Origin of the sequence: Parapusillimonas sp. JC17 (genome assembly GCF_052180245.1) — a bacterium.
GTDB lineage: Bacteria > Pseudomonadota > Gammaproteobacteria > Burkholderiales > Burkholderiaceae_B > Parapusillimonas.
In genome coordinates this window covers 4,618,834-4,640,627 of record NZ_CP197474.1, presented here as the reverse complement: position 1 = coordinate 4,640,627, position 21,794 = coordinate 4,618,834, and the positions used below count along the sequence as shown (strand labels likewise).

General features: G+C 62.0%; 17 protein-coding genes and 1 pseudogene. 10 read left to right on the top strand and 8 right to left on the bottom strand.

Annotated features, from left to right (window positions below; translation table 11 throughout):
* Positions 1 to 35: 35 nt before the first annotated feature.
* The 3 genes from lysA to ACSBPU_RS22175 form a co-directional block, all read right to left on the bottom strand.
* The gene (gene lysA / locus ACSBPU_RS22185; RefSeq protein WP_442594286.1) at positions 36 to 1,310 is read right to left on the bottom strand and encodes a diaminopimelate decarboxylase; all 1,275 of its coding nucleotides are present in this window, start codon (positions 1,308 to 1,310) and stop codon (positions 36 to 38) included.
* Entirely contained in the window at positions 1,307 to 1,504 is a 198-nt protein-coding gene (lptM, locus tag ACSBPU_RS22180) for an LPS translocon maturation chaperone LptM (RefSeq protein ID WP_442594284.1), read from the bottom strand. The genes lysA and lptM overlap by 4 nt, the downstream gene beginning before the upstream one ends.
* Positions 1,505 to 1,576: 72 nt before the next feature.
* On the bottom strand, positions 1,577 to 4,009 hold the full coding sequence (locus ACSBPU_RS22175) for a penicillin-binding protein 1A (protein ID WP_442594282.1): 2,433 nt from the start codon (positions 4,007 to 4,009) through the stop codon (positions 1,577 to 1,579).
* 115 nt (positions 4,010 to 4,124) lie between these two features.
* Here ACSBPU_RS22175 and ACSBPU_RS22170 point away from each other — a divergent pair, with 115 nt between their 5' ends.
* The 3 genes from ACSBPU_RS22170 to ACSBPU_RS22160 are packed head-to-tail and all read left to right on the top strand — an operon-like array spanning position 4,125 to position 6,988.
* Complete coding sequence (locus tag ACSBPU_RS22170) at positions 4,125 to 4,733, top strand: shikimate kinase (RefSeq protein ID WP_442594280.1); 609 nt, start codon at positions 4,125 to 4,127, stop codon at positions 4,731 to 4,733.
* Positions 4,730 to 5,848, top strand: coding sequence for a 3-dehydroquinate synthase (gene aroB, locus ACSBPU_RS22165; RefSeq protein ID WP_442594278.1), 1,119 nt, complete (start codon positions 4,730 to 4,732; stop codon positions 5,846 to 5,848). Before ACSBPU_RS22170 ends, aroB begins: the two co-directional genes overlap by 4 nt.
* A gap of 9 nt (positions 5,849 to 5,857) precedes the next feature.
* Positions 5,858 to 6,988: a deoxyguanosinetriphosphate triphosphohydrolase gene (locus ACSBPU_RS22160; RefSeq protein WP_442594276.1), complete on the top strand. Its 1,131-nt coding sequence runs from the start codon at positions 5,858 to 5,860 to the stop codon at positions 6,986 to 6,988.
* Between the two features lie 75 nt (positions 6,989 to 7,063).
* Here the strand turns inward: ACSBPU_RS22160 and uvrA are convergent, their stop codons facing one another.
* The gene (uvrA, locus tag ACSBPU_RS22155) at positions 7,064 to 9,952 is read right to left on the bottom strand and encodes an excinuclease ABC subunit UvrA (RefSeq protein WP_442594274.1); all 2,889 of its coding nucleotides are present in this window, start codon (positions 9,950 to 9,952) and stop codon (positions 7,064 to 7,066) included.
* 128 nt (positions 9,953 to 10,080) lie between these two features.
* Here uvrA and ACSBPU_RS22150 point away from each other — a divergent pair, with 128 nt between their 5' ends.
* From ACSBPU_RS22150 to ACSBPU_RS22140, 3 genes are all read left to right on the top strand, one after another.
* The gene (locus tag ACSBPU_RS22150; RefSeq protein ID WP_442594272.1) at positions 10,081 to 11,289 is read left to right on the top strand and encodes an MFS transporter; all 1,209 of its coding nucleotides are present in this window, start codon (positions 10,081 to 10,083) and stop codon (positions 11,287 to 11,289) included.
* A 108-nt stretch (positions 11,290 to 11,397) separates the two neighbouring features.
* Positions 11,398 to 11,880: a single-stranded DNA-binding protein gene (gene ssb, locus ACSBPU_RS22145; protein ID WP_180068565.1), complete on the top strand. Its 483-nt coding sequence runs from the start codon at positions 11,398 to 11,400 to the stop codon at positions 11,878 to 11,880.
* Positions 11,881 to 12,092: 212 nt separating this feature from the next.
* Positions 12,093 to 12,335, top strand: a complete 243-nt coding sequence (locus ACSBPU_RS22140) for a heavy-metal-associated domain-containing protein (RefSeq protein WP_442594270.1) — start codon at positions 12,093 to 12,095, stop codon at positions 12,333 to 12,335.
* A 55-nt stretch (positions 12,336 to 12,390) separates the two neighbouring features.
* Here ACSBPU_RS22140 and ACSBPU_RS22135 read toward each other — a convergent pair.
* Positions 12,391 to 12,924: pseudogene (locus tag ACSBPU_RS22135) on the bottom strand (transporter substrate-binding domain-containing protein); the annotation flags it as partial.
* Between the two features lie 333 nt (positions 12,925 to 13,257).
* Between ACSBPU_RS22135 and ACSBPU_RS22130 the strand changes: the two are divergent.
* The 3 genes from ACSBPU_RS22130 to ACSBPU_RS22120 all read left to right on the top strand — a co-directional run bounded on the left by ACSBPU_RS22130 (position 13,258) and on the right by ACSBPU_RS22120 (position 15,955).
* Complete coding sequence (locus tag ACSBPU_RS22130) at positions 13,258 to 14,205, top strand: D-2-hydroxyacid dehydrogenase family protein (protein WP_442594268.1); 948 nt, start codon at positions 13,258 to 13,260, stop codon at positions 14,203 to 14,205.
* A 151-nt stretch (positions 14,206 to 14,356) separates the two neighbouring features.
* Positions 14,357 to 15,316: a Bug family tripartite tricarboxylate transporter substrate binding protein gene (locus tag ACSBPU_RS22125; protein ID WP_442594266.1), complete on the top strand. Its 960-nt coding sequence runs from the start codon at positions 14,357 to 14,359 to the stop codon at positions 15,314 to 15,316.
* Positions 15,317 to 15,376: 60 nt separating this feature from the next.
* The gene (locus ACSBPU_RS22120; protein ID WP_442594264.1) at positions 15,377 to 15,955 is read left to right on the top strand and encodes a carboxymuconolactone decarboxylase family protein; all 579 of its coding nucleotides are present in this window, start codon (positions 15,377 to 15,379) and stop codon (positions 15,953 to 15,955) included.
* A 102-nt stretch (positions 15,956 to 16,057) separates the two neighbouring features.
* Here the strand turns inward: ACSBPU_RS22120 and ACSBPU_RS22115 are convergent, their stop codons facing one another.
* Positions 16,058 to 17,686, bottom strand: coding sequence for an MFS transporter (locus ACSBPU_RS22115; RefSeq protein ID WP_442594262.1), 1,629 nt, complete (start codon positions 17,684 to 17,686; stop codon positions 16,058 to 16,060).
* 185 nt (positions 17,687 to 17,871) lie between these two features.
* On the opposite strand from ACSBPU_RS22115, the gene ACSBPU_RS22110 reads away from it, so the two are divergent.
* Positions 17,872 to 19,044 (top strand): hypothetical protein, encoded by a 1,173-nt coding sequence (locus tag ACSBPU_RS22110; protein WP_442594260.1) that lies wholly within the window; start codon positions 17,872 to 17,874, stop codon positions 19,042 to 19,044.
* Here ACSBPU_RS22110 and ACSBPU_RS22105 read toward each other — a convergent pair.
* Together ACSBPU_RS22105 and ACSBPU_RS22100 are read right to left on the bottom strand one after the other, a co-directional pair.
* Positions 19,039 to 19,515 carry a cyanophycin metabolism-associated DUF1854 family protein gene (locus tag ACSBPU_RS22105; protein ID WP_442594258.1) on the bottom strand — a complete coding sequence of 159 codons (477 nt, stop codon included), beginning with the start codon at positions 19,513 to 19,515 and terminating at the stop codon, positions 19,039 to 19,041. The two genes, ACSBPU_RS22110 and ACSBPU_RS22105, sit on opposite strands and share 6 nt — an antisense overlap.
* Positions 19,515 to 21,767 (bottom strand): cyanophycin metabolism-associated ABC transporter, encoded by a 2,253-nt coding sequence (locus ACSBPU_RS22100; RefSeq protein WP_442594256.1) that lies wholly within the window; start codon positions 21,765 to 21,767, stop codon positions 19,515 to 19,517. The genes ACSBPU_RS22105 and ACSBPU_RS22100 overlap by 1 nt, the downstream gene beginning before the upstream one ends.
* Positions 21,768 to 21,794 lie beyond the last annotated feature (27 nt).

The following is a 21,794-nucleotide window of genomic DNA, read 5'->3' as shown; positions in this document are numbered from 1 at the left end:
CGACAGGAAGACAAACACACACAAGCGGGCAGGCCCTAGTCGTTCGGCAAGGTGGTCTCGGTGGCGAAGAGGTCCTGGACTTTTTCGCGCGGGCGGACGACATGGTCGGCCTTGCCGTCTACGATGATCTCGGCCGGCCGCGGGCGCGTATTGTATTGGCTGGCCATGGTGAAGGCATAGGCGCCGGCCGACATGACAGCAAGAAGATCCCCCTGCTGGATATCCAGCTGGCGGTCGCGCGCCAGCCAGTCGCCGCTTTCGCAAACCGGGCCCACGACGTCGTAGTGCGGCGCTTGAGCGTCGCCGCCACGGGGTGTTACGGGTTCGACGCCGTGCCAGGCGCTATAGAGGGTGGGACGGATCAGGTCGTTCATGGCCGCGTCCACGATGGCGAAGTTCTTGGTTTCGCCATGCTTCAGGTATTCCACCTTGGTTAGCAGCACGCCGGCGTTGCCCACCAGCGAACGCCCGGGCTCGAGCACGATTTCAAGGTGGTCCAGGCCGTTTGCCTTCAGAACCTGGAAGACATTGTCCAGCAAGGTCGAGGGCGACAAAGGCGTTTCATCGGTATAGCGTATGCCTATTCCGCCGCCCAGGTCGAGATGCTTGAGATGTATGCCGTGCTCAGCCAAGGTCTTGATGAGCTTGATGAGCTTGTCCAGGGCGTCCAGGTAGGGGCCGACCTCGGTGATCTGCGAGCCGATGTGGCAGTCGACCCCGACGATTTCCAGGCCGGGCAGCGATTGAGCGCGCTGGTAGACAGTCAGCGCGTGACCGATGGCGATGCCGAACTTGTTGTCCTTGAGTCCGGTGGATATATAAGGGTGGGTCTTGGCGTCGACGTCGGGGTTCACACGTAGCGATATCGCAGCCGTTTTTCCAGCCGCTTCGGCCACGGCGGAAAGCTGCAGCAGTTCGGCTTCGGATTCGACATTGAAGCATTTGACGCCGGCTTCCAGCGCGGCCTTCATTTCCCAGGCCTGTTTGCCCACGCCCGAGAACACGATACGGGATGGGTCGCCGCCGATGGCCAGCACGCGAGCCAGTTCGCCGCCCGAGACGATGTCGAAGCCGGCGCCCAGCGTCTTGAATTCGTTGAGCACCGCCAGGTTCGAATTGGCTTTCATGCCGTAGCAGACCAGCACTTTGCGATCGCCGATGGCCGACCGGTAGGATTCCCATGCGTCGCGCAGGGCTTGGCGCGAGTACACATAAAGAGGCGTGCCGTATTTCTGGGCCAACACGGGAAGCGCGAGATCTTCGACGTGCAGGACGCCGTTCTTGTGTTGAAAGTGCGGGGCTACTGTCATTCTTTCTTTTCGGATGGGGTGGTGGGAACGGTGCCCGACGTGGGCGGCGCTACCAATGATTCGTCGGGGGCCGGGGGCGGTGGCATATACAGCGGGCCTTTGTAGCCGCAGGCGGCAACCAGGGCAAGCAGGGACAGGCCGGCGGCCATGCGCCAAACCCGGTGGACGGCAGTCTGTTTGTAAGGCGCTTGCATGAGAAGCTCCAGTGGCAGGGAAAAAGTGAGCGGCTGGCCCGTGCTAATGATAGCGCATGGGCCAGCCATCCGTTAGAACGGAATGGTCGTCTCTTTGGGAAGGCCTTCGGAGCGGACACCGGTCAATTGATTGAGCAGGTTGCTGATGCCGTCGGACCCGCCGCCATCGACGGGAATGTCTTGCGCCGAGGGGAGGCCGACACGTGCGACCGCCTGGCCGGGGGGGAATTCCGAGAAATAGTATTCGCCATTCACCAGCGTGAGCCCGCTGGGCAGCGGGCCCGGCGGCGTCTGTGGCTGATCTTTGAGCGTGGTGCGCATGTAGTTGAGCCAGATCGGCAGGGACGCGCCGCCACCGGTTTCGCTGGAGCCCAGCGAGCGAGGCTGATCGAAGCCCATCCAGGCGATGCCCACAAGCTTGGGCGTGAACCCTGCGAACCAGGCGTCGTGCGAATCGTTGGTGGTGCCGGTCTTGCCGCCGATGTCGTTGCGCTTGAGTTCTCGGTGGACTCGTGCGCCCGTGCCCTGGGTTGCCACACCGCGCATCATGTCGTTCATGACGTAGACGGTGCGCGGATCGATGGCCCGCGCCGCCGCATCGCCGGCCATGATGGGCTTGGATTGCATGATGACCTTGCCGGCGCTGTCCGTGACGTGGTCGATCAGGTAGGGCGGCACGCGGTAGCCGCCGTTGGCGAAGACGGCGTAGGCCCCCGCGAGCTGCAAGGGGGTGACGCTGCCCGCGCCGAGCGCGAGGGGCAGTACCGCGGGCTGGCGTTCGCGATCGAAACCGAAGCGCGTCAGATAGTCTTGCACGTATTTGGGGCCCACCGCCTGCATGATGCGAATGGACACCATGTTCTTCGACTTGTACAGGGCTTGCCGCATGGTCAGCATGGGTTCGTACTTGCCGCCGTAGTTTTTGGGTGTCCAGGCCTTGGAGCCGGTCTGGGCCGCCGTCAGGACGAAGGGTTCGTCGGAAATTTGCGTGGCGGGAGTCAGCCCGCGTTCCAGGGACGAAGCATAGATGAAAGGCTTGAACGCCGAACCGGGCTGGCGCCAGGCCTGCGTGACGCGGTTGAATTTCCCTTCTTCGAAGTCGAAGCCGCCCACCATGGACTGGATGGCGCCGTCCTGGGAGCGTAGCGAAACGAACGCCGCCTGGACGGTGGGCATGTTGATGACCTCCCAGTGGTCGCCGTTCTTGTGCACGTAGACCACCGACCCACGTTGTATGCGGACGTTTTCCTTGGCGTTCTTGACCAGGCCCCGCGCGACGATGCGCAATGCGCCTTTGTCGGTGATCTCAATGATTTCGGAGGAGGAACGGGCGGCCGTGATTTTCTCGGGGGACGCCGACAGCACGACGGCCGTGAGGACATCCACGTTATCGGGGTATTTTTCCTGCAGTTCATCCAGCAGGGTGTCCAGCCGCGCCGGGTTTTTCTCTATGCCTTCGGGAAGGTCCAGCGTCTCTTCGGGGCCGGGGTAAGGCGCACGCCGGGTGTAATCGAGTATGCCCTCGCGCACGGCCTGGTAGGCCGCTTCCTGGTCTTTCGACTGCACCGTGGTGTAGACGTTGAATCCGCGCGAATAGATGTTGTCCTGGTAGACGCCATACAGCAGCTGCCGCGCCAGTTCCGCCACATATTCGCCGTGAATGGCGTAGCCGCCCGCGGGCGTGCCTGGCGCCGACTTGAGCACGATTTCCTGCTTGACGGCTTCCTGGTGTTCGGCTTCGGTCAGGTAGCCCAGGTTCTTCATGCGGTTCAGTACGTAAAGCTGGCGCGTTTTTGCCCGTTCGAAGTTGGCGATGGGATTGAAGCGCGAGGGGGCCTTGGGGATGCCCGCGAGCATGGCGGCCTCGGCGGGCGTGACGTCGCCCAGCTGCTTGCCGAAGTAGGTGCGCGATGCCGCGGCAAAGCCATAGGCGCGATGGCCCAGGTATATTTGGTTCATGTAAAGATCAAGGATCTGATTCTTGGTCAGCGTGGCCTCGATCTTGAAGGTAAGAAGCAGCTCGTAAAACTTGCGCGTATAGGTTTTTTCCGATGACAGATAGAAATTGCGCGCCACTTGCATCGTAATGGTGCTGGCGCCCTGCGATTTCGAGAGATTGGTCAGGTTGGCGATGACGGCCCGGCCGACCCCCATCCAGTCTATGCCGCCGTGCTGGTAAAAGCGGTCGTCTTCGGCTGATAGAATGGCCGATTTCATGACATCGGGTATTTCGTCGAAACGCAGCACGTTGCGGCGCTCTTCGCCGAATTCTCCAATGAGCACCTTGTCGGCCGTATAGATGCGCAACGGCACCCGCGGGCGATAGTCGATCATGGCGCTGAGGTCGGGCAGGTTGGGCCAGGCCAGCGCAAGCGCGAGCGAACCCAGCAAGGCGCCGCACAGTCCAAGGCCCGCCACGAAAATGGTCGCCTTGAGAAAGAAGCGGCCTATCCATGAGCCGGATGCGCCGGAGGTGCTTTTGGGGGATTTGTCAGAGGAACTCATTAGGTGCGATTTTAAGTCCAAGCCGGGTGGGACTATGATTTGCGCTTCAGGTTTATGTAACCGAGTAATGCAGTGTAGCGGCGTGCATCCGGCTTGCAAGTGGGATAATACACAAATGATTGATTCTTTACCTTTTCAGCCCCCAGAAACCGGGCACGGCCTTGGTCCGCCGTCCGATGTGCCGCAGGCTACATTGCCTTACGACGCGCCCGTTTTCCTGGTTGGCATGATGGGTGCCGGAAAAACCACAATCGGGCGCCAGCTCGCGCGGGCTCTGGGCCGGGAATTCATCGACCTGGACCACGAGCTCGAAGCCCGCTGCGGCGTCAAGGTCGCCTTGATCTTCGACATTGAAGGCGAAGAAGGGTTCCGGAAGCGCGAAACCGCAGCACTGGACGAGTGCTCGCAAAGACGCGGCATCGTCCTGGCTACCGGCGGAGGCGCCGTACTGGCGGCCGAGAACCGCGGCTATCTGAAAGAGCGTGGCGTGGTGGTGTATTTGCGCGCCGGCGCAGACGAGCTGTACCGGCGCGTGGCGCGGGACCGAAATCGCCCGTTGCTTCAGACCGCCGACCCTCAGGGCCGCCTGCGCGACCTGCTGGCCGAACGCGAGCCGCTGTATGAAAGCGTGGCGCACGTCACATTCGAAACCGGCACCATGCCTTTGCCGCAAGTGCTGCGTGCCTTGCTGCCCTTGCTTCAACAACATAAGGTGAACCCATGAGTACAGTGCAGGTGGATACGCCGGGAGGGCGGTATCCCATCCATGTGGCGCCTGGACGTCTGGACCGCTTGGCGGAAAGCATACCCGCCGACGCCACCGCCATTGCGCTCGTTACCAACCCCACGGTTGCCTCCATCTATGGCGAGCGCGCGGAACGGGCGCTGGCTCGCAGCGGCAAGCCGGTCATTCGGATCACGCTGCCGGATGGCGAGGCGCACAAGGACTGGCAAACGCTGAATCTTGTTTTCGATGGCCTGTTGCAGGGCCGCCACGATCGCAAGAGCGTGCTGGTTGCGCTGGGAGGCGGTGTCATCGGAGACATGTGCGGTTTCGCGGCGGCCAGCTACATGCGCGGCATACGGTTTCTTCAGGTTCCCACTACGCTGCTTGCACAAGTGGATTCCTCGGTGGGCGGCAAGACCGCCATCAATCATCCGCTGGGCAAGAACATGATCGGGGCGTTCTACCAACCGGTCGCCGTGGAGATCGATACCGATGTCCTTCAGACACTGCCTGCGCGGGAAATCTCGGCGGGCTTGGCGGAAGTCATCAAATACGGATTGATCATCGATGCGGAATTCTTCGACTGGTGCGAACGGAACGCTTCGAAATTGCGTTCCCTGGATCCGGAAGCCATCACCTATGCCATTCGGCGGTCCTGCGAACTCAAGGCCCATGTTGTGTCGCAAGATGAACGGGAAACCGGCTTGCGGGCCATTCTTAACTTCGGGCACACCTTCGGCCATGCGATCGAGGCCGGGCTGGGGTATGGGCAGTGGCTGCACGGGGAAGCCGTCGGCTGCGGCATGGTCCAGGCGGCCGAACTGTCGGTGCTGACGCATGGGCTGCCGCCGGCGGACGCGCGGCGCGTCCGCGCGCTGGTCGAGGCCATAGGCTGCCCCGTCCAGCCTCCCGACCTTGGCGTGGATCGATGGATAGACCTGATGCAGGTCGACAAGAAAACGGAAGGCGGGACCCTGCGCTTCATCCTGCTGCCCGAAATCGGGCGGGCCTGCTTCGAGCCGGCGCCGCTCGACGCCTTGAGGCGGGTGCTGGCGTCCACGGTTTCCGCCGCGGGCGAGCAGCCCCCGCTGCCTTCCGGCATCAGCGTGTAAGGGGCGGCGATGACGCGGCTTGCTCCCTACGCTTCCCATGCCGAGCAAACACGCGGTCGCCGGTACGACGAAGCGCCACCCGTCGGCCGCAACCAGTTTCAGCGCGACCGCGACCGCATCATCCATTGCAATGCTTTCCGCCTGCTCGAATACAAGACGCAGGTTTTCATCAATCACGAAGGCGACCTTTTCCGCACAAGGCTGACCCACAGCATCGAAGTCGCCCAGATCGCCCGGACCCTTGCGCGCAACCTGGGCCTGCACGAAGACCTGACTGAAGCCATCTCGCTGGCCCACGACCTGGGCCACACCCCGTTCGGTCATGCCGGCCAGGATGAGCTCAATGCCTGCATGCGCGAATTCGCGCCGCAGGCGGGGGGATTCGAGCACAATCTGCAAAGCTTGCGCGTCGTCGATGAGCTCGAAGAGCGCTATGCCGCCTTCAATGGCCTGAACCTGTGCTTCGAAACCCGCGAGGGGATACTCAAGCATTGCTCGGCAAAACACGCCGAAAGGCTGGGCGATGTGGGCGAGCGCTTCCTGACGCGCACGCAGCCCTCTCTGGAGGCTCAGATCGCCAACCTGGCAGACGAAATTGCTTACAACAACCACGATATCGACGACGGCCTGCGATCGGGCCTGATCACGGTCGAGCAGCTGCAAATGCTGGAAATTTTTGCCACGCACCATGCGCAGGTAAAGCGTCGTTACCCATCCATCGAAAAGCGGCGCCTGGTGGCAGAGATCATTCGGGCAATGATCAACACCCTGGTGGTCGACCTCACGGAAACCACCCTGGAGAATATCCGGCGCTACCAGCCGGACAGCGCCGACGCGGTTCGCGCATGCCCCCCGCTGGCGGCATTCTCGGTCGGCATGCGCCAGCAGGCGGATGCGCTCAAGCGCTTTCTGTTCGAAAACCTGTACCGCCATTATCGCGTCATGCGCATGACCGGCAAGGCGCGCCGCATCGTCCGGGATCTCTTCACCGCTTTCCTGAACGACCCGCGCCTGCTGGCCAACGACTACCGGCGCGACGACCCCAGCGCACAGGCCCGCGCCATAGCCGACTACATCGCGGGCATGACCGACCGCTACGCCATACGCGAGCATGGCCAGATCTTCCGGATGGAGTCCTGAGTTTGTTGGGGTCAGACCCCGTATTGAGCTTGTCGGGGTCAGACCCCATGCGGGGTCTGACCCCTCGACCCTCTGCTATTGTGATGCCGGGGTCAGACCCCATACGGGGTCTGACCCCTTGGACTCCAACAGAGGCCGAAGATAGCTGCCGGTATGGCTCTCTGGGCAGGCGGCGATGTCCTCGGGGGTGCCTTGAGCAACGATGCGGCCGCCGCCGCTGCCGCCTTCGGGGCCCATGTCGATGACCCAGTCCGAAGTCTTGATGACGTCGAGGTTGTGCTCGATGATCACGACGGTGTTGCCGCCGTCGACCAGCTTGCGCAGTACGTCGAGCAGCAACGCGATGTCCTGGAAATGCAGGCCGGTCGTGGGCTCATCCAGGATATAGAGCGTCCGGCCGGTGCTGCGCTTGGAGAGCTCCAGCGACAGCTTCACGCGCTGCGCTTCGCCGCCGGACAATGTCGTGGCCGCTTGGCCCAGCCGCACATACGACAAGCCGACGTCGATCAGCGTTTGCAGTTTGCGTGAAATAGTGGGCACGGCTTCGAAATAGCTCAGCGCCTGCTCGACCGTCAGATCCAGGACTTCACTGATGGTCTTGCCGCGATAGCGGATCTCCAGGGTCTCGCGGTTGTAGCGCTTGCCGCCGCACACATCGCAAGGCACGTACATATCCGGCAGGAAGTGCATCTCGACCTTGACGACACCGTCTCCCTGGCAGGCTTCGCATCTGCCGCCCTTGACGTTGAAGGAAAAACGCCCGGGGTCGTAGCCGCGCGTCCGCGCTTCGGGCACGCCCGCGAACAGCTCGCGTATAGGGGTGAACATGCCGGTGTAGGTGGCCGGATTGCTGCGCGGCGTGCGCCCGATGGGGCTTTGATCCACATTGATGATCTTGTCGAAATTCGACAGGCCGTCGAGCGTATCGAAAGGTGCCGGCTCGGCCTGGGCCCGATGCAACTGCTGCGCCACAGCGGTCGCCAGCGTATCGTTGATCAGCGTGGATTTGCCCGAACCCGATACGCCGGTCACACACACCAGGCGGCCGGCGGGGATGGCCAGGTCCACGTCCTTCAGGTTGTTGCCCCGGCAGCCCGTCAGCCTGAGCCAGGGCATGTCGGGCGCCACCGGGCGGCGATCAGGAATCGCGATGCGTCGTCTTCCGCTCAGGTACAGGCCGGTCAGGGAGTTCTCGTCGTTTGCCAATTGCTGGGGCGAGCCCTGGGCCACGATGCGTCCGCCGTGTTCTCCGGCGCCCGGGCCCATGTCCAGCACGAAATCGGCGGCCCGTATCATGTCTTCATCGTGTTCGACGACGATTACGCTGTTGCCCAGATCGCGCAGATGCTGGAGCGTCTGGATCAGGCGGTCATTGTCTCGTTGGTGCAAGCCGATGGACGGCTCGTCGAGCACATACATGACGCCGGTCAGGCCGGATCCGATCTGGCTGGCAAGGCGTATGCGTTGCGCTTCGCCGCCGGAGATGGTGTCGGCGCTCCGGTCCAGCGACAGATAGCTCAGCCCGACGTTGTTCAGGAACGCCAAGCGGGCTTCGATTTCGCGCACGATGCGTTCCGCGATTTCTTTCTTCGCGCCCGTCAATTCCAGCGACTGGAACCATTCCAGGCAAGCCGAAAGCGAAAGCGCCTCGACTTCATAGATGGCGCAGCCACGGCGCTCCCCCTCGCGGCGCTCGTTTCCGATCAGGACATGCCTGGCCTCGGGACGCAGGCGCGAACCGTGGCAGTCCGGACAGACCTTGGTATGCCGGTACTTGCCGAGTTCTTCACGCACGGCGCTGGAGTCCGTCTCCCGCCAGCGGCGCTCCAGATTGGGAATGATGCCTTCGAAGGGATGCTTCTTGACGGAGGTGCGGCCCTTTTCGTTGAGATAGAGAAACGAGATTTCCTCGTCGCCCGACCCGTACAGGACACGCTCCCGGATTTCCGGAGGGAGCTCTTCGAAAGGCGTGTCGATATCGAAGCCATAGTGCGCCGCCAGGCTGGTCAGCAGCGTATGCGTGAAGGCATTGCGCTTGTCCCAGCCGGCAATCGCGCCACTGGTCAGGCTCAGCTCGGGAAAAGCCACGACACGCTTGGGGTCGAAGAAATCAACTTGGCCGAGCCCATCGCAACTGGGGCAGGCGCCGACGGGGTTGTTGAAGCTGAAGAGCCGGGGTTCTAGCTCGGTCAGGCTGTGATGGCATACAGGACAGGCGTAGCGGCTTGAGAAGGGATGCTCTTCGCTGGTATCCATGTTCAGGGCGATGGCGCGGCCTTCGGCCAGCATCAGGGCGGTTTCAAAGCTTTCGGCCAGCCTTTGCTGGCTTTCGGGCTTGATACGAAGCCGATCGATGACGACGTCGAAGTCGTGCTTGCCGGTTTTTTTGAGGGGCGCCAGTTCGTCGATGGCCAGCATTTCGCCGTTCACCCGCACGCGCACGAAACCTTGCGCTTGCAAGCTGGCGCACTCGTCCTCGAAGCTGCCTTTGCGCGACCGGGCAAGGGGGGCGAGGATGGCGAGACGAGTCTCGGGCGCCCAGGAAAGCACTTTATCGACCATCTGGCTGACGCTCTGTGCCTGCAAGGGAAGGCCGTGCTCGGGGCAATAAGGGGTGCCGACCCGCGCGTACAATAGCCGCAGATAGTCGTGAATCTCGGTAATGGTTCCCACTGTGGAGCGCGGATTATGGCCGGCCGATTTCTGTTCGATGGAAATGGCGGGCGACAGGCCTTCGATGAGGTCGACATCCGGTTTATCCATCAGTTGCAGGAACTGGCGCGCGTAGGCCGACAGGCTTTCGACATAGCGGCGCTGGCCCTCCGCGTACAGGGTATCGAAAGCCAGCGACGACTTGCCCGACCCCGACAGCCCCGTAATGACGACGAGCTGGTGGCGTGGCAGGTCCACTGAAATATTCTTCAGATTGTGCGTACGGGCGCCCCGGATGCGTATCGCTTCCATAAGCTTGGTGGTTACGTCTTTTAAAGGCCAACTTGTTACTATAACGCGCTGTCGGATTCCGTGTGCCGGTGACTTCTATGGTCCAATGCAGTCACGGCGCCAGACCAGGACACTATTTCACGAATCTTATGAGTACTCCCGCCGCCCGTCCGGGCCACTCCCCGAAAACCCGGCTCAAGCTGACTCCGGTTGAACGGCGCGCCAGCATTACGCTCGCGCTGCTGTTTGCGTCCAGGATGCTGGGCCTGTTCTTGCTGACGCCCATCTTCGCCGTGGCGGCGCAGGCCATTCCGGGCGGCAATGACGCGACGCGCGTAGGCCTGGCGCTGGGCGCTTACGGCCTGACGCAGGCCGTCATGCAGATACCGCTGGGCATGGCGTCCGATCGCTTCGGCAGGCGTCCGGTAATCGTGTTCGGCATGGTGCTGTTCATTGTGGGCGGCGTCATTTGCGCGCTTGCGGAAAACGTCGACTGGATCATCGTCGGACGCGTGATCCAGGGCCTGGGCGCGGTGTCGGCGGCGATTACCGCCTGGGTGGCCGATGCCACCCGTCCGGAAGTGCGCACGCGAGCCATGGCCATGGTGGGCGGCTCCATCGGCATTTCATTTGCGGTGTCGCTGGTCCTTTCACCCGTGCTGGTGGGGGAATTCGGGTTGTCCGGCCTGTTCTGGGCGATCAGCCTGCTGGGTTTCGTCTGCCTGCTGATCGCCAGCTTCGTGGTGCCGGTCGTGCCTTTGGCCAAGACGCCCATCGTGCAGGCGCGGCCGCGCGATGTCCTGGCCCATGTCGACCTGCTGCGGCTGAACTTCGGGGTATTCTGCCTGCACTTCATCCTGATGGCGCTGTTCATCGTCGCGCCCGGCATGCTCGCCAGACTGGGCGGCTATGACACCGCCAGCCTGTGGCAGGTGTATCTGCCCGTCATCCTGCTGTCGTTCGTCCTGATGGTACCGGCCGTTTTCTATACGGAAACCCGCCGCATGCACAAATTGGCGCTGGAAATCGCGGTGGCAGGGCTGGTGGTCGTGCTGGCGGTCATGCCGCTGGCCAGTCAAAGCTTCCCGGCGGTGGTCATATTGCTGGTGGGGTTCTTCATCGCCTTCAATATCCTGGAGGCCTTGCAGCCTTCGCTGGTTTCCCGCGTGGCGCCACCAGAGTACAAAGGACTGGCACTGGGCTTCTACAATACGGCCCAGTCGCTGGGCGTATTCCTGGGGGGGGCGGCCGGCGGCGTGCTCACGTCGTTGCAGCGCCCTTCCTCGGTATTTTTATTGTCGGCGGCGATGGGTTTTGCATGGTTCCTGACGGCTCGCGGGTTCAAGGACCGATACTGAGCGAGACAATTCCGCACCATAGCGCTATTACGGTAAACCCTGGCAAGGTGTCCGTCATTCGTCGATAATTGACATCAGTCTGAAATTTTCAAGTTAAAGGTACTAGTCATGGCCTCAGTCAATAAAGTCATTCTCGTCGGCAACCTGGGACGAGATCCGGAAGTGCGCTACAGCCCTGACGGCGCCGCCATCTGCAATGTTTCCATTGCCACCACGTCACAATGGAAAGACAAGGTAACGGGCGAAAGGCGCGAAGAAACCGAATGGCACCGCGTCGTGTTCTACAACCGGCTTGCCGAAATCGCCGGTGAATACCTCAAGAAGGGCCGTTCGGTCTACGTCGAAGGCCGCCTCAAGACACGCAAATGGCAAGACAAGGACACCGGCGCTGACCGCTACAGCACGGACATCGTCGCCGACCAGATGCAGATGCTGGGCGGCCGCGAAGGCGGCGATGCCGGCATGGGCGGCGGCGACTTCAACCAGGCGCCCGCGCCGCAACGCCAGCGGCCGGCACAACAGCCCCGCCCCGCCGCACCGGCCGCACCCGCAGCCAACCTGGCCGACATGGACGACGATATTCCGTTCTAGCAGGCTAGGGGTCAGACCCCATACGGGGTCTGACCCCGCTCTCGCGCCATTACCTATGGAAAATTGGCTGGGGTCAGACCCCGCATGGGGTCTGACCCCTCCTTCGCCACTTGCGTCCATTTAAAGATATATTTAATATATGCCTTTAATGGCCAGGCAAAAGCCTGCCAGCCCTCAATTCCCATATTCAAGGACTAAAGATGCAGGTAGGAATGCTTAAACTGGCCGGCCTGAAGGGCGATCAATGCGCCGTCAAGGTAGCCGATGCGCTCAAATCGATCAAAGGCGTGGAGAAGGCCGACGTGTCCTTTCAAAACGGAAAGGCTACCGTCACGTTTGATGAGTCGCTGGTGTCTACGCAGCGTCTCAAGGTGGCGGTGGAAGACGCTGGCTATGGCATTGCCAAGCCTGTCCACGGCGAAGACGGCGCCTGCTGCGGAGGTTGCGGCGGTTGAGCCGGGGTCAGACCCCATGCGGGGTCTGACCCCGGGCCTTCGGCGGAGCTATGGTGCCACCGAGGCGCGCAGCATCCGCTTCCAACTGCTGTTTCACGCCTGCAGCCACGTCCATGCCTTGTTCTAGAAAGGTATCGACCACGGCGGGCGAAGTGGGCGCGCGGAAAATCTCGGCCTGCTTCAGTTCTCGGGTAAGGTAAAGATCGTAGGCGCTACCTTTGCCCACGACGATTCGCCTGCCGGGCCGGTCAACTTCATCGTTGTTCCGCAGCGGGGATGAGTCTGCCACGAGATAGGCGCCCTCGATGAGTACATAGGCGGCGGTAAACGCGATTTCCCGGCCTCGCACCGGATCGATGGCGAAGAAGCCTATATCCGCTTTCTGTTCGGCGACCGCCTGCACCGATTTGCCCGCCGCATCGAACACCACCAGTTCCAGGCCCAGCTCCAGCCGCTCGGCCAAAGCCCGGGCAAGGTCCACCGAAACACCGCAGGGAGCGCCTGTGGACGGATCTTTATTCGCGAGGATGGGATTTCCCAAATTAATAGACGCACGCATCACGCCCGTGGGCGCAAATGCTTGCCGCATGCTCGCGGCAGCGGACTGATTCAAAATGGTGGGGAAAACGCTGTCATGCTTCGACAATTTGGCCTCCAATCGGGTTTCGATGCCGTCCGGGCCGCGAACTTGCCGGCTGCAGGGCCGATTCTACGCCGCTAGCACCGCATTCGAAATCAAACCGCGTATCGAGGCCGGAATCGCCTTCCTTTCTGCTCCGACAGATCCTGGACGAGCACTATGCTCCGACATGACCGGATATGCAATGCTGGAATGCAGCTTTGCATATCCCAAGCGCAGATCCGTCTCGCTATACTTGGCTTGCCCCAATAATCAGATTCAACGAAGGCGCGAGGTGGACAAATGAAGATAGCTGTTCTTGACGATTATCAGGCGGTAGCCGAACGTTGCGGAAACTGGGCGGCCTTGGGCGCCGATGCGTCGGTGGAGTTCTTCACGCAGCCCATACCAGCGGAACAGCTTCCGGAAAGACTCAAGCCATACGATGTGATCGTCGCCATGCGCGAACGCACGCCGTTTCCCGGGACGCTGCTTCGGCAACTGCCGAATCTTCGCCTGCTGGTGACTACGGGTTCGCGCAACCGGGCGATCGATATTCCGGCCTGCCGCGAACTGGGCGTTCCCGTCTGCGGTACGGACAGCGATCCATTCCTCGCGGCGGAGTTGGCATGGGCGCTTGTCATGGCGCTTTACAAGCGTGTTGCAGACAACGATGCGGACATCCGTGCCGGTCGCTGGCAACCGGTTATCGGACAGTCGCTGAAAGGCACGACGCTCGGGCTGCTGGGCATGGGCAAACTCGGGCAGCGCATGTCGGAGTTCGGCAAGGTGTTCGGCATGAATGTCATCGCCTGGAGTCCGAATCTCACCCCCGAACGCTGCGCTCCTTTTGGAGTCGAATGCGTCGGCAAGCAGCAGCTTTTCGAGCGCGCCGATGTCGTGAGCATTCATATGGTGCTGAGCGCCAGTACCCGCCACCTGGTGGGCGAGGCAGAGCTGGGCTGGATGAAGGAAACGGCGTATCTGGTCAACACCTCGCGCGGCCCGCTGGTCGACGAACAGGCATTGTGCAGGGCTTTGCATGGCGGCCGCATAGCCGCCGCCGCCCTCGACGTGTTCGAGCAGGAGCCCTTGCCGGCGGACGCCGAAATATTGCAGGTCCCGAACGTGTTGCTCAGCCCGCATGTGGGATATGTGTCATGGCAGAACTACCAGACGTATTACCACGATGCCGTTGAAGATATTCAGCAATGGCTGGCAGGCAGCCCGGTACGCTTGCTGGAAGCCTGAGCGCGTTCGAGGGGTCAGACCCCATACGGGGTCGGACCCCAAAGATTGGCGCTCGGGGTTACGTTCGGGGTCAGACCCCGTATGGGGTCTGACCCCCCCTCCTCTAAACAATTTTCATTCACTCTAAATCCAAGAACCTGGAGACGATCAGATGTACTTTCGTAGGGCAGTTGTGGCATTGGCGGCGGCATGCAGCCTGGGAACCGCGGCGGCGGCCGACTTTCCGGACAAGATGGTGAAGCTGATCGTGCCGTTCTCGGCGGGCGGCAATACCGACAATCTCACCCGGATTTTCGCGGAAGGCCTGGCGGCAAAATGGGGCCAAACCGTTGTGGTGGAAAACAAGCCTGGCGCGGGTGCGACGATAGGCGCGGCGCATGTCGCGCGGTCCGCGCCGGACGGGCATACCCTGCTGCTTGGCAGCGTGGGCATGGCCACCAACCAGTTCCTGTTCAAGGATATGCCGTATGAGCCCAAGTCCTTGACGCCGTTGGCGTTGGTGGCCCAAGGGCCGAACGTCTTGTTCGTTCGGCCGAATCTGCCAGTGAAAAGCGTACCCGAGCTGATCAAGTATGCCAAAGAGAATCCGGGCGGCATCACTTTCGCCTCCTCCGGCGTGGGCACCAGTCCGCATCTTGCCGCGGAACTGTTTGCTTATCGTGCAGACATCAATATCATCCACGTACCCTACAAGGGGGCGAATCCCGCCGCCAATGATTTGATGGGCGGCCAGGTCGATGCTTTCTTCTCGGTGCTGAACTTGATGCCGCATGTAGAGCAGGGCCGCATTCGCGCCCTGGCCGTGACCAGCGAAGCGCGCATCTCCGAAGTACCTGAACTGCCCACCGTGGACGAGGCGGGCGGAACCAACGGTGTGATTTCGGGAACGTGGTTCGGCTTCTTCGTGCCAAGCGATACGCCCGACGACGTCAAAAAGAAGATCGTCGAGGCGCTGCATGAAGTCGCCCAGGAAAAGTCTACCCAGGAAAAGATCGCTGCCCTGGCCTTGTCGCCCGCTTATCTGGGCCCGGAAGACTTCGCCGGGTTCATCAAGCGCGAAGAGGATCGCTGGAGCGAGGTCATCGAGAAGCAGAAGATCTCCATCAACTGAAACATCACGGCGGACCTTGCCTGGCGTAAGGTCCGCCGTGACTTTGGACGCTATTCATCCATGACATTCAAAGCACGTATCCAACCTCCCCCGGTAGAGGAGCTGAACGAGGTTCAGCGCAAGGTTTATGACGCCACCATCAAGGTGCTGGGCGCGCCGATCGGCCCGCGCATGGTGTTGTTGAAGCATCCTGCCATCGTACAGAAATGGTCGGAGCTGGCGGCTGTCCTGAAAGCGGCCAGCTATCCCGCAAGTGTCCGCGAACTCATCATCTTGTTGGCCGCACGCCACTGGGATGCGGAGTTCGAATGGTATGCGCATGAGCCCAACGCGGTGAAGGCAGGCGTGCCCCGGGACGCCATCGAGGCGATACGCAATCGCCGTCCCGCCCAGTTTGCCGACGCGCAGCTGACGGCCGTCTACAACTACGTGACCAGCTTGCTCGACAAGCACGAAGTGGATGACGCCACTTACGATGCCGCCCGCGAGCAGTTGGGCGAGCAAGGCCTGATCGAAGCGACCGTCCTGCTGGGGCATTATTCGAATGTGGCACTTACGCTGATCGCGCATCGCGTGGCCTTGCCCGACGGCGAGCCGTCGCCGTGGGGGTCGGACCCCGGACGGAGTCCGACCCCTTAAAGACATCTTGGCGCTTGGCCTGGGGTCAGACCCCCAGTGGGGTCTGACCCCTGAAGAACGTTGCCGGGGTCAGACCCCATCGGGGGTCTGACCCCTCCTCGCCTAATGCATTTCGGGTATGTCTTTCAACGGCATGTCATCCCGCACCGGAACGGTTTGCCGTTCTATCATGCGATGGACGCGCGGCGGCTCCGACCCGCGGTGCAGGGCTTGCAGCCGATCGACCACGGCGGCATCGGCCTTGGTGCGTCGCTGATGGTGGCGGACATACTCGACCCAGGTCGGTACGTGATAGGTTTCCGTCCAGATGCGTGGATTTTCCAGGTTGCGCAACAGCGACCACTGCCGGGCTCCGTCGCGGATACGGATGCGGCGCCGGTCGGCCATGGCTTCGAGAAAGGTCCCCACGTCTTGCTGGGCGATCTCATAATCGATCATGATCATGATGGGGCCGCTGCGCGATCGAAGGTCCAGACGCAAGGCGGGTTCGCTGAAACGGTCGAGCGGGTCGAGATTCAGTGTGCCGAATTCAGGCAGCGTATAGCGCAGGCCGATCAGGGCGCCGATCACCAGCACGATGCCTGACATGATCAGGCCCTGGTCGGTGCCGTAGGCTTCGGCCACCACGCCCCAGAGCCAGCTGCCGGCCGCCATGCCGCCGAAAGTGGCTGTTTGATAAAGCGCCAGTGCGCGGCCCACGACCCAGCGCGGCGTGGACAGCTGCACGGTGACGTTGAACAGCGAGAGGGCCATGACCCAACAGGCGCCCGCCGGCAACAGGGCCAGGCAGCTGAACCAGAAATTGCGGCTGATGCCCAACAGCGCCACGCTGACGGCGAATCCCAGGAAAGAGGCCCGGACGATCGCTTCGTTGCGCCAGCTTTCGCGGATGTGGCCGTTCAGCAAGGCGCCGCCGATGGCGCCCACGCCGAAACACCCCAGCAGTATCCCGTAAGTGAAGGCGCCGCCCTGAACGAGATCGCGGGCCACCAGCGGCAGCAGCGCCAGGACCGAAATAGCGGCGAGGCCGAACATGAAGCTGCGGAACAGCACTTTCAGCAGGTTCGGCGACATGGCGACATAGCGCAGGCCCGCGGAAATGGCGGTGCCGAACGGCTCGCGCGGGAGTACGCGCGGCGCCCTTTCCGGCTTCCAGAGCGCCAGGGCGCGAATCAGGGCGATATAGCTGAGGGCATTCACGACAAACGCGGCAGCCGCGCCTGCGATGGCGACGATCATCCCGCCGACAGCTGGGCCCACGCTGCGCATGAGATTGAAACCCATGCTGTTGAGCGTGACCGCCGCGGGCAGGTCTTCGCGCGGGACGATGTCGCCCATGGAGGCCTGCCACGACGGATTATGGAGGGCGGTTCCACAGCCGATGAGGAAGGTGAATGTCAGCAGCAGCCAAGGCGACATGAAGTCGGTGAAGGCAAAGACGGCCAGCGCAAGAGAGACCACCATCATGAGCGTCTGCGCCACCAGCATGATGGACCGGCGATCGAAGCTGTCGGCCAAGGCGCCGGAGGCCAGTGAGAAAATCATGATGGGCAGCGTGGTTGCCGCCTGGACCAGCGCGACCATGTCGCTGGAGGTTGAAATCGTGGCCATGAGCCAGCCGGCGCCTACCGCCTGGATCAGACCACCGAGATTGGAAGCTAGCGTCGCCAGCCAGAGAGAGCGAAACGTGACATGTCGGAATGGGACGAAGGCCGATGCTCTTTTGGGCATCCTGTGAATCTCCTGTACGCATGCCGAGATTTGCATGCCCGCGGAACGGGTCCGTCTTTTTGTAGTGTATCAGCAGATTGATGCCAGCGGGGCTTGCGCGCCAGCCCCCAAACCACGGAGAATTCGGTAACGGCAAACCTACATTCCGCCCGGCCGAGGCACCCCCGTGTGGGAGACACATTTCAATGAGCGCAAGCAATTCTCTATCCTCCAAAGGCCTCTTGCCGGGTATCGGCGTCCGTGACAAGACGCCGGAGGCCGCCCGGCTCGGGCATCAGCGCTTCATGGATCGGCTGGACGAGATGCAATTGACCGCTTGCGTGCAGGCGAGCGCAAACGCCGACGGATCGGGGCATCGTTATGGCCTGAATCCGGACGCTTTCGCAAGGCTTACGCCCGGCTGCGATACCACTGGGCTGTGCCAGATGCTGGGTCTGGATACCCGGAACAATCCTCAAGATCTCGAGCAGGAGATTCTGGTGGCCATGCTGGCAAGTCCGGCGCCGTTCGATTACCCCTCGTATGCCGAGTTCGAATCGGCGCTGCGCGTCCGGATGAATATCGTGCAGGCTGCGCGGCGAACCGCGCTGGCCTTCGACACGGAACACGCAGAGCGGCCGGAGGCGTTCTGGCGCTATGCGGAAACCAGCGGATTCACGCTCAAGGAAGGGGTGAGCCTGATCGAAGCGCTGCGCCTGACGACGCAGCCCGACCGCAGCAATCGACTGTATTCATTTTCATGCTATCGGGCGACCGAGTACGTGATTCTGCTTGCCGTCGCGCAGGAGCTGGAAGCCAGCAACCCCGCCCAGCTGGCGCAACTGCAGCGCCAGTGGGAAACGCGGGCCATCATGTCGGGCCAGTTTCACGACGTCTTCCTGCGCGAATACGGCTCGATGAGCGAGCCTTTGCCGCCCATGTACTACGTGCCAGGCGACCGCCTGTGGTTCCGCAACCCCGACGGCCATTCGTCGAATGTCGAAGGATACGAAGGCTCCTGGGTTTTCTATCTGGGAGACGGCCTCTTCACCAATTTCTGGAAACGGGATCAGCCTTTCACGGTCACCACGAAATGCGTGGAGCTCTTTCACTGGCGCAATGCCACCTACCACGATGATCAAGGCAGGCTGCAGGTCGACGACGATGTGGTCGACGCGCTGGTTGCCGAATCGTTGCGCAATCCCGAGGAGGTGGCGTCCATCCGCGAACGCATGCTGCGCCTGCGCGATCCGGGCGGCGTATATGCAGACGGCGGCTGCATTGATACCAGCCGGGAATGCGTACGCCTGCTGCGGCCCGGCACGTCGGAACTGGTGTTTCCAGATGCCGGCGGCGTTCCGCTTGCCTGGGCGTCATAGGAAATGATCCAGTAGCTTTCGGCTGCCTTTATCCAGCGCCGACAGGTTGCGCAGCAGGAACTGGATGCCGTGGCCATCCGCGATCAGCAAGGTCGTGGCGGAAAGGCGCCGGATGTCCTCCTCGGCCTTCAGCAAGAGCATCGTCTCGCCGCGGTCGGTGCTCACTTGCCACTGGCTGGGCGTGGCGAAGCTCGAGACACTGCGAATGCGCAGGATCTCCGGGATGAACTCGCGGCTTGCCAGTTCTTCTTCGATCACCGAGCGCATGTCGGCAGACAGGTCATCCAGGCGTTCAACCCAAAGGTGCTCCTTGCCTTCCGCATCGACGAGCGAAATGCCTTCCTGGGGCGCGGTGATGGGAAAGTTGCGCACTGGGGTCAGGCCCGTGACCACGGCATGGCCGCGCGCCAATTGCAGCCGCCCGAATGCATCGCGGCTCAGCTGGCCGTTTGTTGTCGTATCGCGTTCCATTACGGGGCTTCCTTGGATGTCTCGACCTGCCAGCCTTCCACCGCCGATGTGGCTTCGGCAGGTGCGGCCTGAGCCTGGTGCAGGCGGTAGTATGCGCCGTTTCGAGCCATCAATTCATCGTGGCTGCCGATTTCGACGACTTCCCCCTTGTCGAGCACGACCAGCCTGTCCGCCTGGCGTAGCGTGCTGAGCCGATGGGCGATGGAGATCGTCGTGCGTCCCTGAACAAGATTGTCCAGTGCCTTCTGGATTTCCTTTTCGGTGCTGGTGTCAACCGAGGAGGTCGCTTCATCGAGGATCAGGATGGGCGGGTCGATGAGCAGTGCCCGGGCAATCGAAATGCGCTGGCGTTCGCCTCCGGACAGCGCTTGGCCGCGCTCGCCGACCAGCGAATCGTAGCCGTGCGGCAGGCGCAGGATGAATTCGTGCGCATTGGCGGCCCGCGCTGCGGCAATGATCTCTTGCCGTGTGGCTTCCGGCTTGCCGTAGGCGATGTTGTCGGCGATGGTGCCGAAGAACAGGAAGGGTTCCTGCAGGACCAGCCCGATATTGCGCCGGTAATCCGCGATGGAAAGAGAGCGGATGTCGTGGCCATCCAGGCGGATCTGGCCTTGGGAGACGTCGTAGAAGCGGCAGATCAGGTTGACCAGCGTGCTCTTGCCGGCGCCGCTGTGGCCGACCAGTCCTATCATTTCGCCGGGCGCGATATCCAGGTCGATATGGCGTATGACTGACCGGTTGCCATAGCGAAAGCCCACGTTGCGCAACTCTATGCGGCCCTGCACTTTCTCGATATGAGCCGGCTTGGAGGGTTCCGGAACGCTCGATACCTGGTCCAGTATGTCGAAGATGCGCTTGGCGCCCGCCGCCGCTTTTTGAGTAAAGGACACGATGCGGCTCATGGAGTCCAGGCGCACGTAGAAGCGGCCGATATAGGCCAGGAACGCCGTTAGCACGCCAACCGTGATGGATTTCTGCGCCACCAGCCAGATGCCGAACGCCCAGACGACCAGCAAGCCGATTTCCGTCAGCAAGGTGACGGTGGGAGCAAACAGCGACCATAAGGTGTTGACCCGGTCATTGACCGCCAAATTGCGGTTGTTCGCCTCGCGAAAGCGGGCTACTTCCCGCTTCTCCTGGGCGAAAGCCTTGACCACGCGTATGCCGGGAATGGTATCGGCCAGGACATTGGTGATTTCCGACCAGATCCGGTCCACCCGCTCGAAACCGTGGCGCAGCCTGTCCCGGACCAAGTGGATCATCCAGACGATGATGGGCAATGGAATCAGCGTGGCGGCGGCGAGCCAGGGGTTGATCGCGAACAGGATGATGGCGGTCATTGCGATCATCAGGACGTCGGTGGCGAAGTCCAGCAGATGCAGGGAGAGGAATACGCAAATGCGATCGGACTCGGAGCCGATGCGGGAAATCAGGTCGCCCGTGCGCTTGCCGCCGAAAAACTGCAGGGGCAGCGACTGCAGATGGCGATAGGTGGCCGTGCGTAAATCGGCGCCTATGCGTTCGCTGACCCATGCCAGTATGTATGTGCGCCCCCATCCCAGCAGCCAAGCCAGCAGCGAAGACAGAAGCAGTCCGCCCAGGTAGAGCTTGACGAGCCCGTAGTCGATGGGCGCGCCGTTCTGAAACGGAATCAGGACTTCGTCCATCAGCGGCATGGTCAGGTACGGAGCGACCAGCGCGGCGGCGGTCGATGCCAGAGTCAGCAGGAATCCCACAAGCAGGGCGCCGCGATACGGCCGCGCGAACCGCCACAGACGCAATAGCGCCCAGGTGGAGGGCGGCTTGTTCTGGGACGTGGGATTGCCACCCATGCTTGCGCCGGCGGATACGCCGGCGGTCGCTGCGCCGGGTCGCTGCTTGCGAAGCCGGTTGAATATTTCCTGAAGATGGACGGCCGCCGTATTGTGCTTCAGGGTATAGCGCCAAATGCCGCGTCGTCCATGCGCATCGTGCAGCTCCAGTGTGCCGACGCCGGCATGATCATGGTGCTGCATCTTCAAGCCGGGCTCCAGCGGCCACGACCGCCAGTCCGAATCCTCCGCCTCTTTTGCGAGCAGCCGCTGGTCCGTCAGGACGATGAGCCCTTCCGAATACCGCAATTGCGTGCTCAGATCGGTTAGCAGCCACGCGACGATGGTTTCGTCCTCTGCCAGTCGGTCGGATAGGGCGCCGCGCCAGTTGCCGGGCAGCCCGGAATGGCCAGTGCCGCTATTGCTTGATGTCGTACTCATGGGGTCACGCGTGATTCAGGTGCGCTA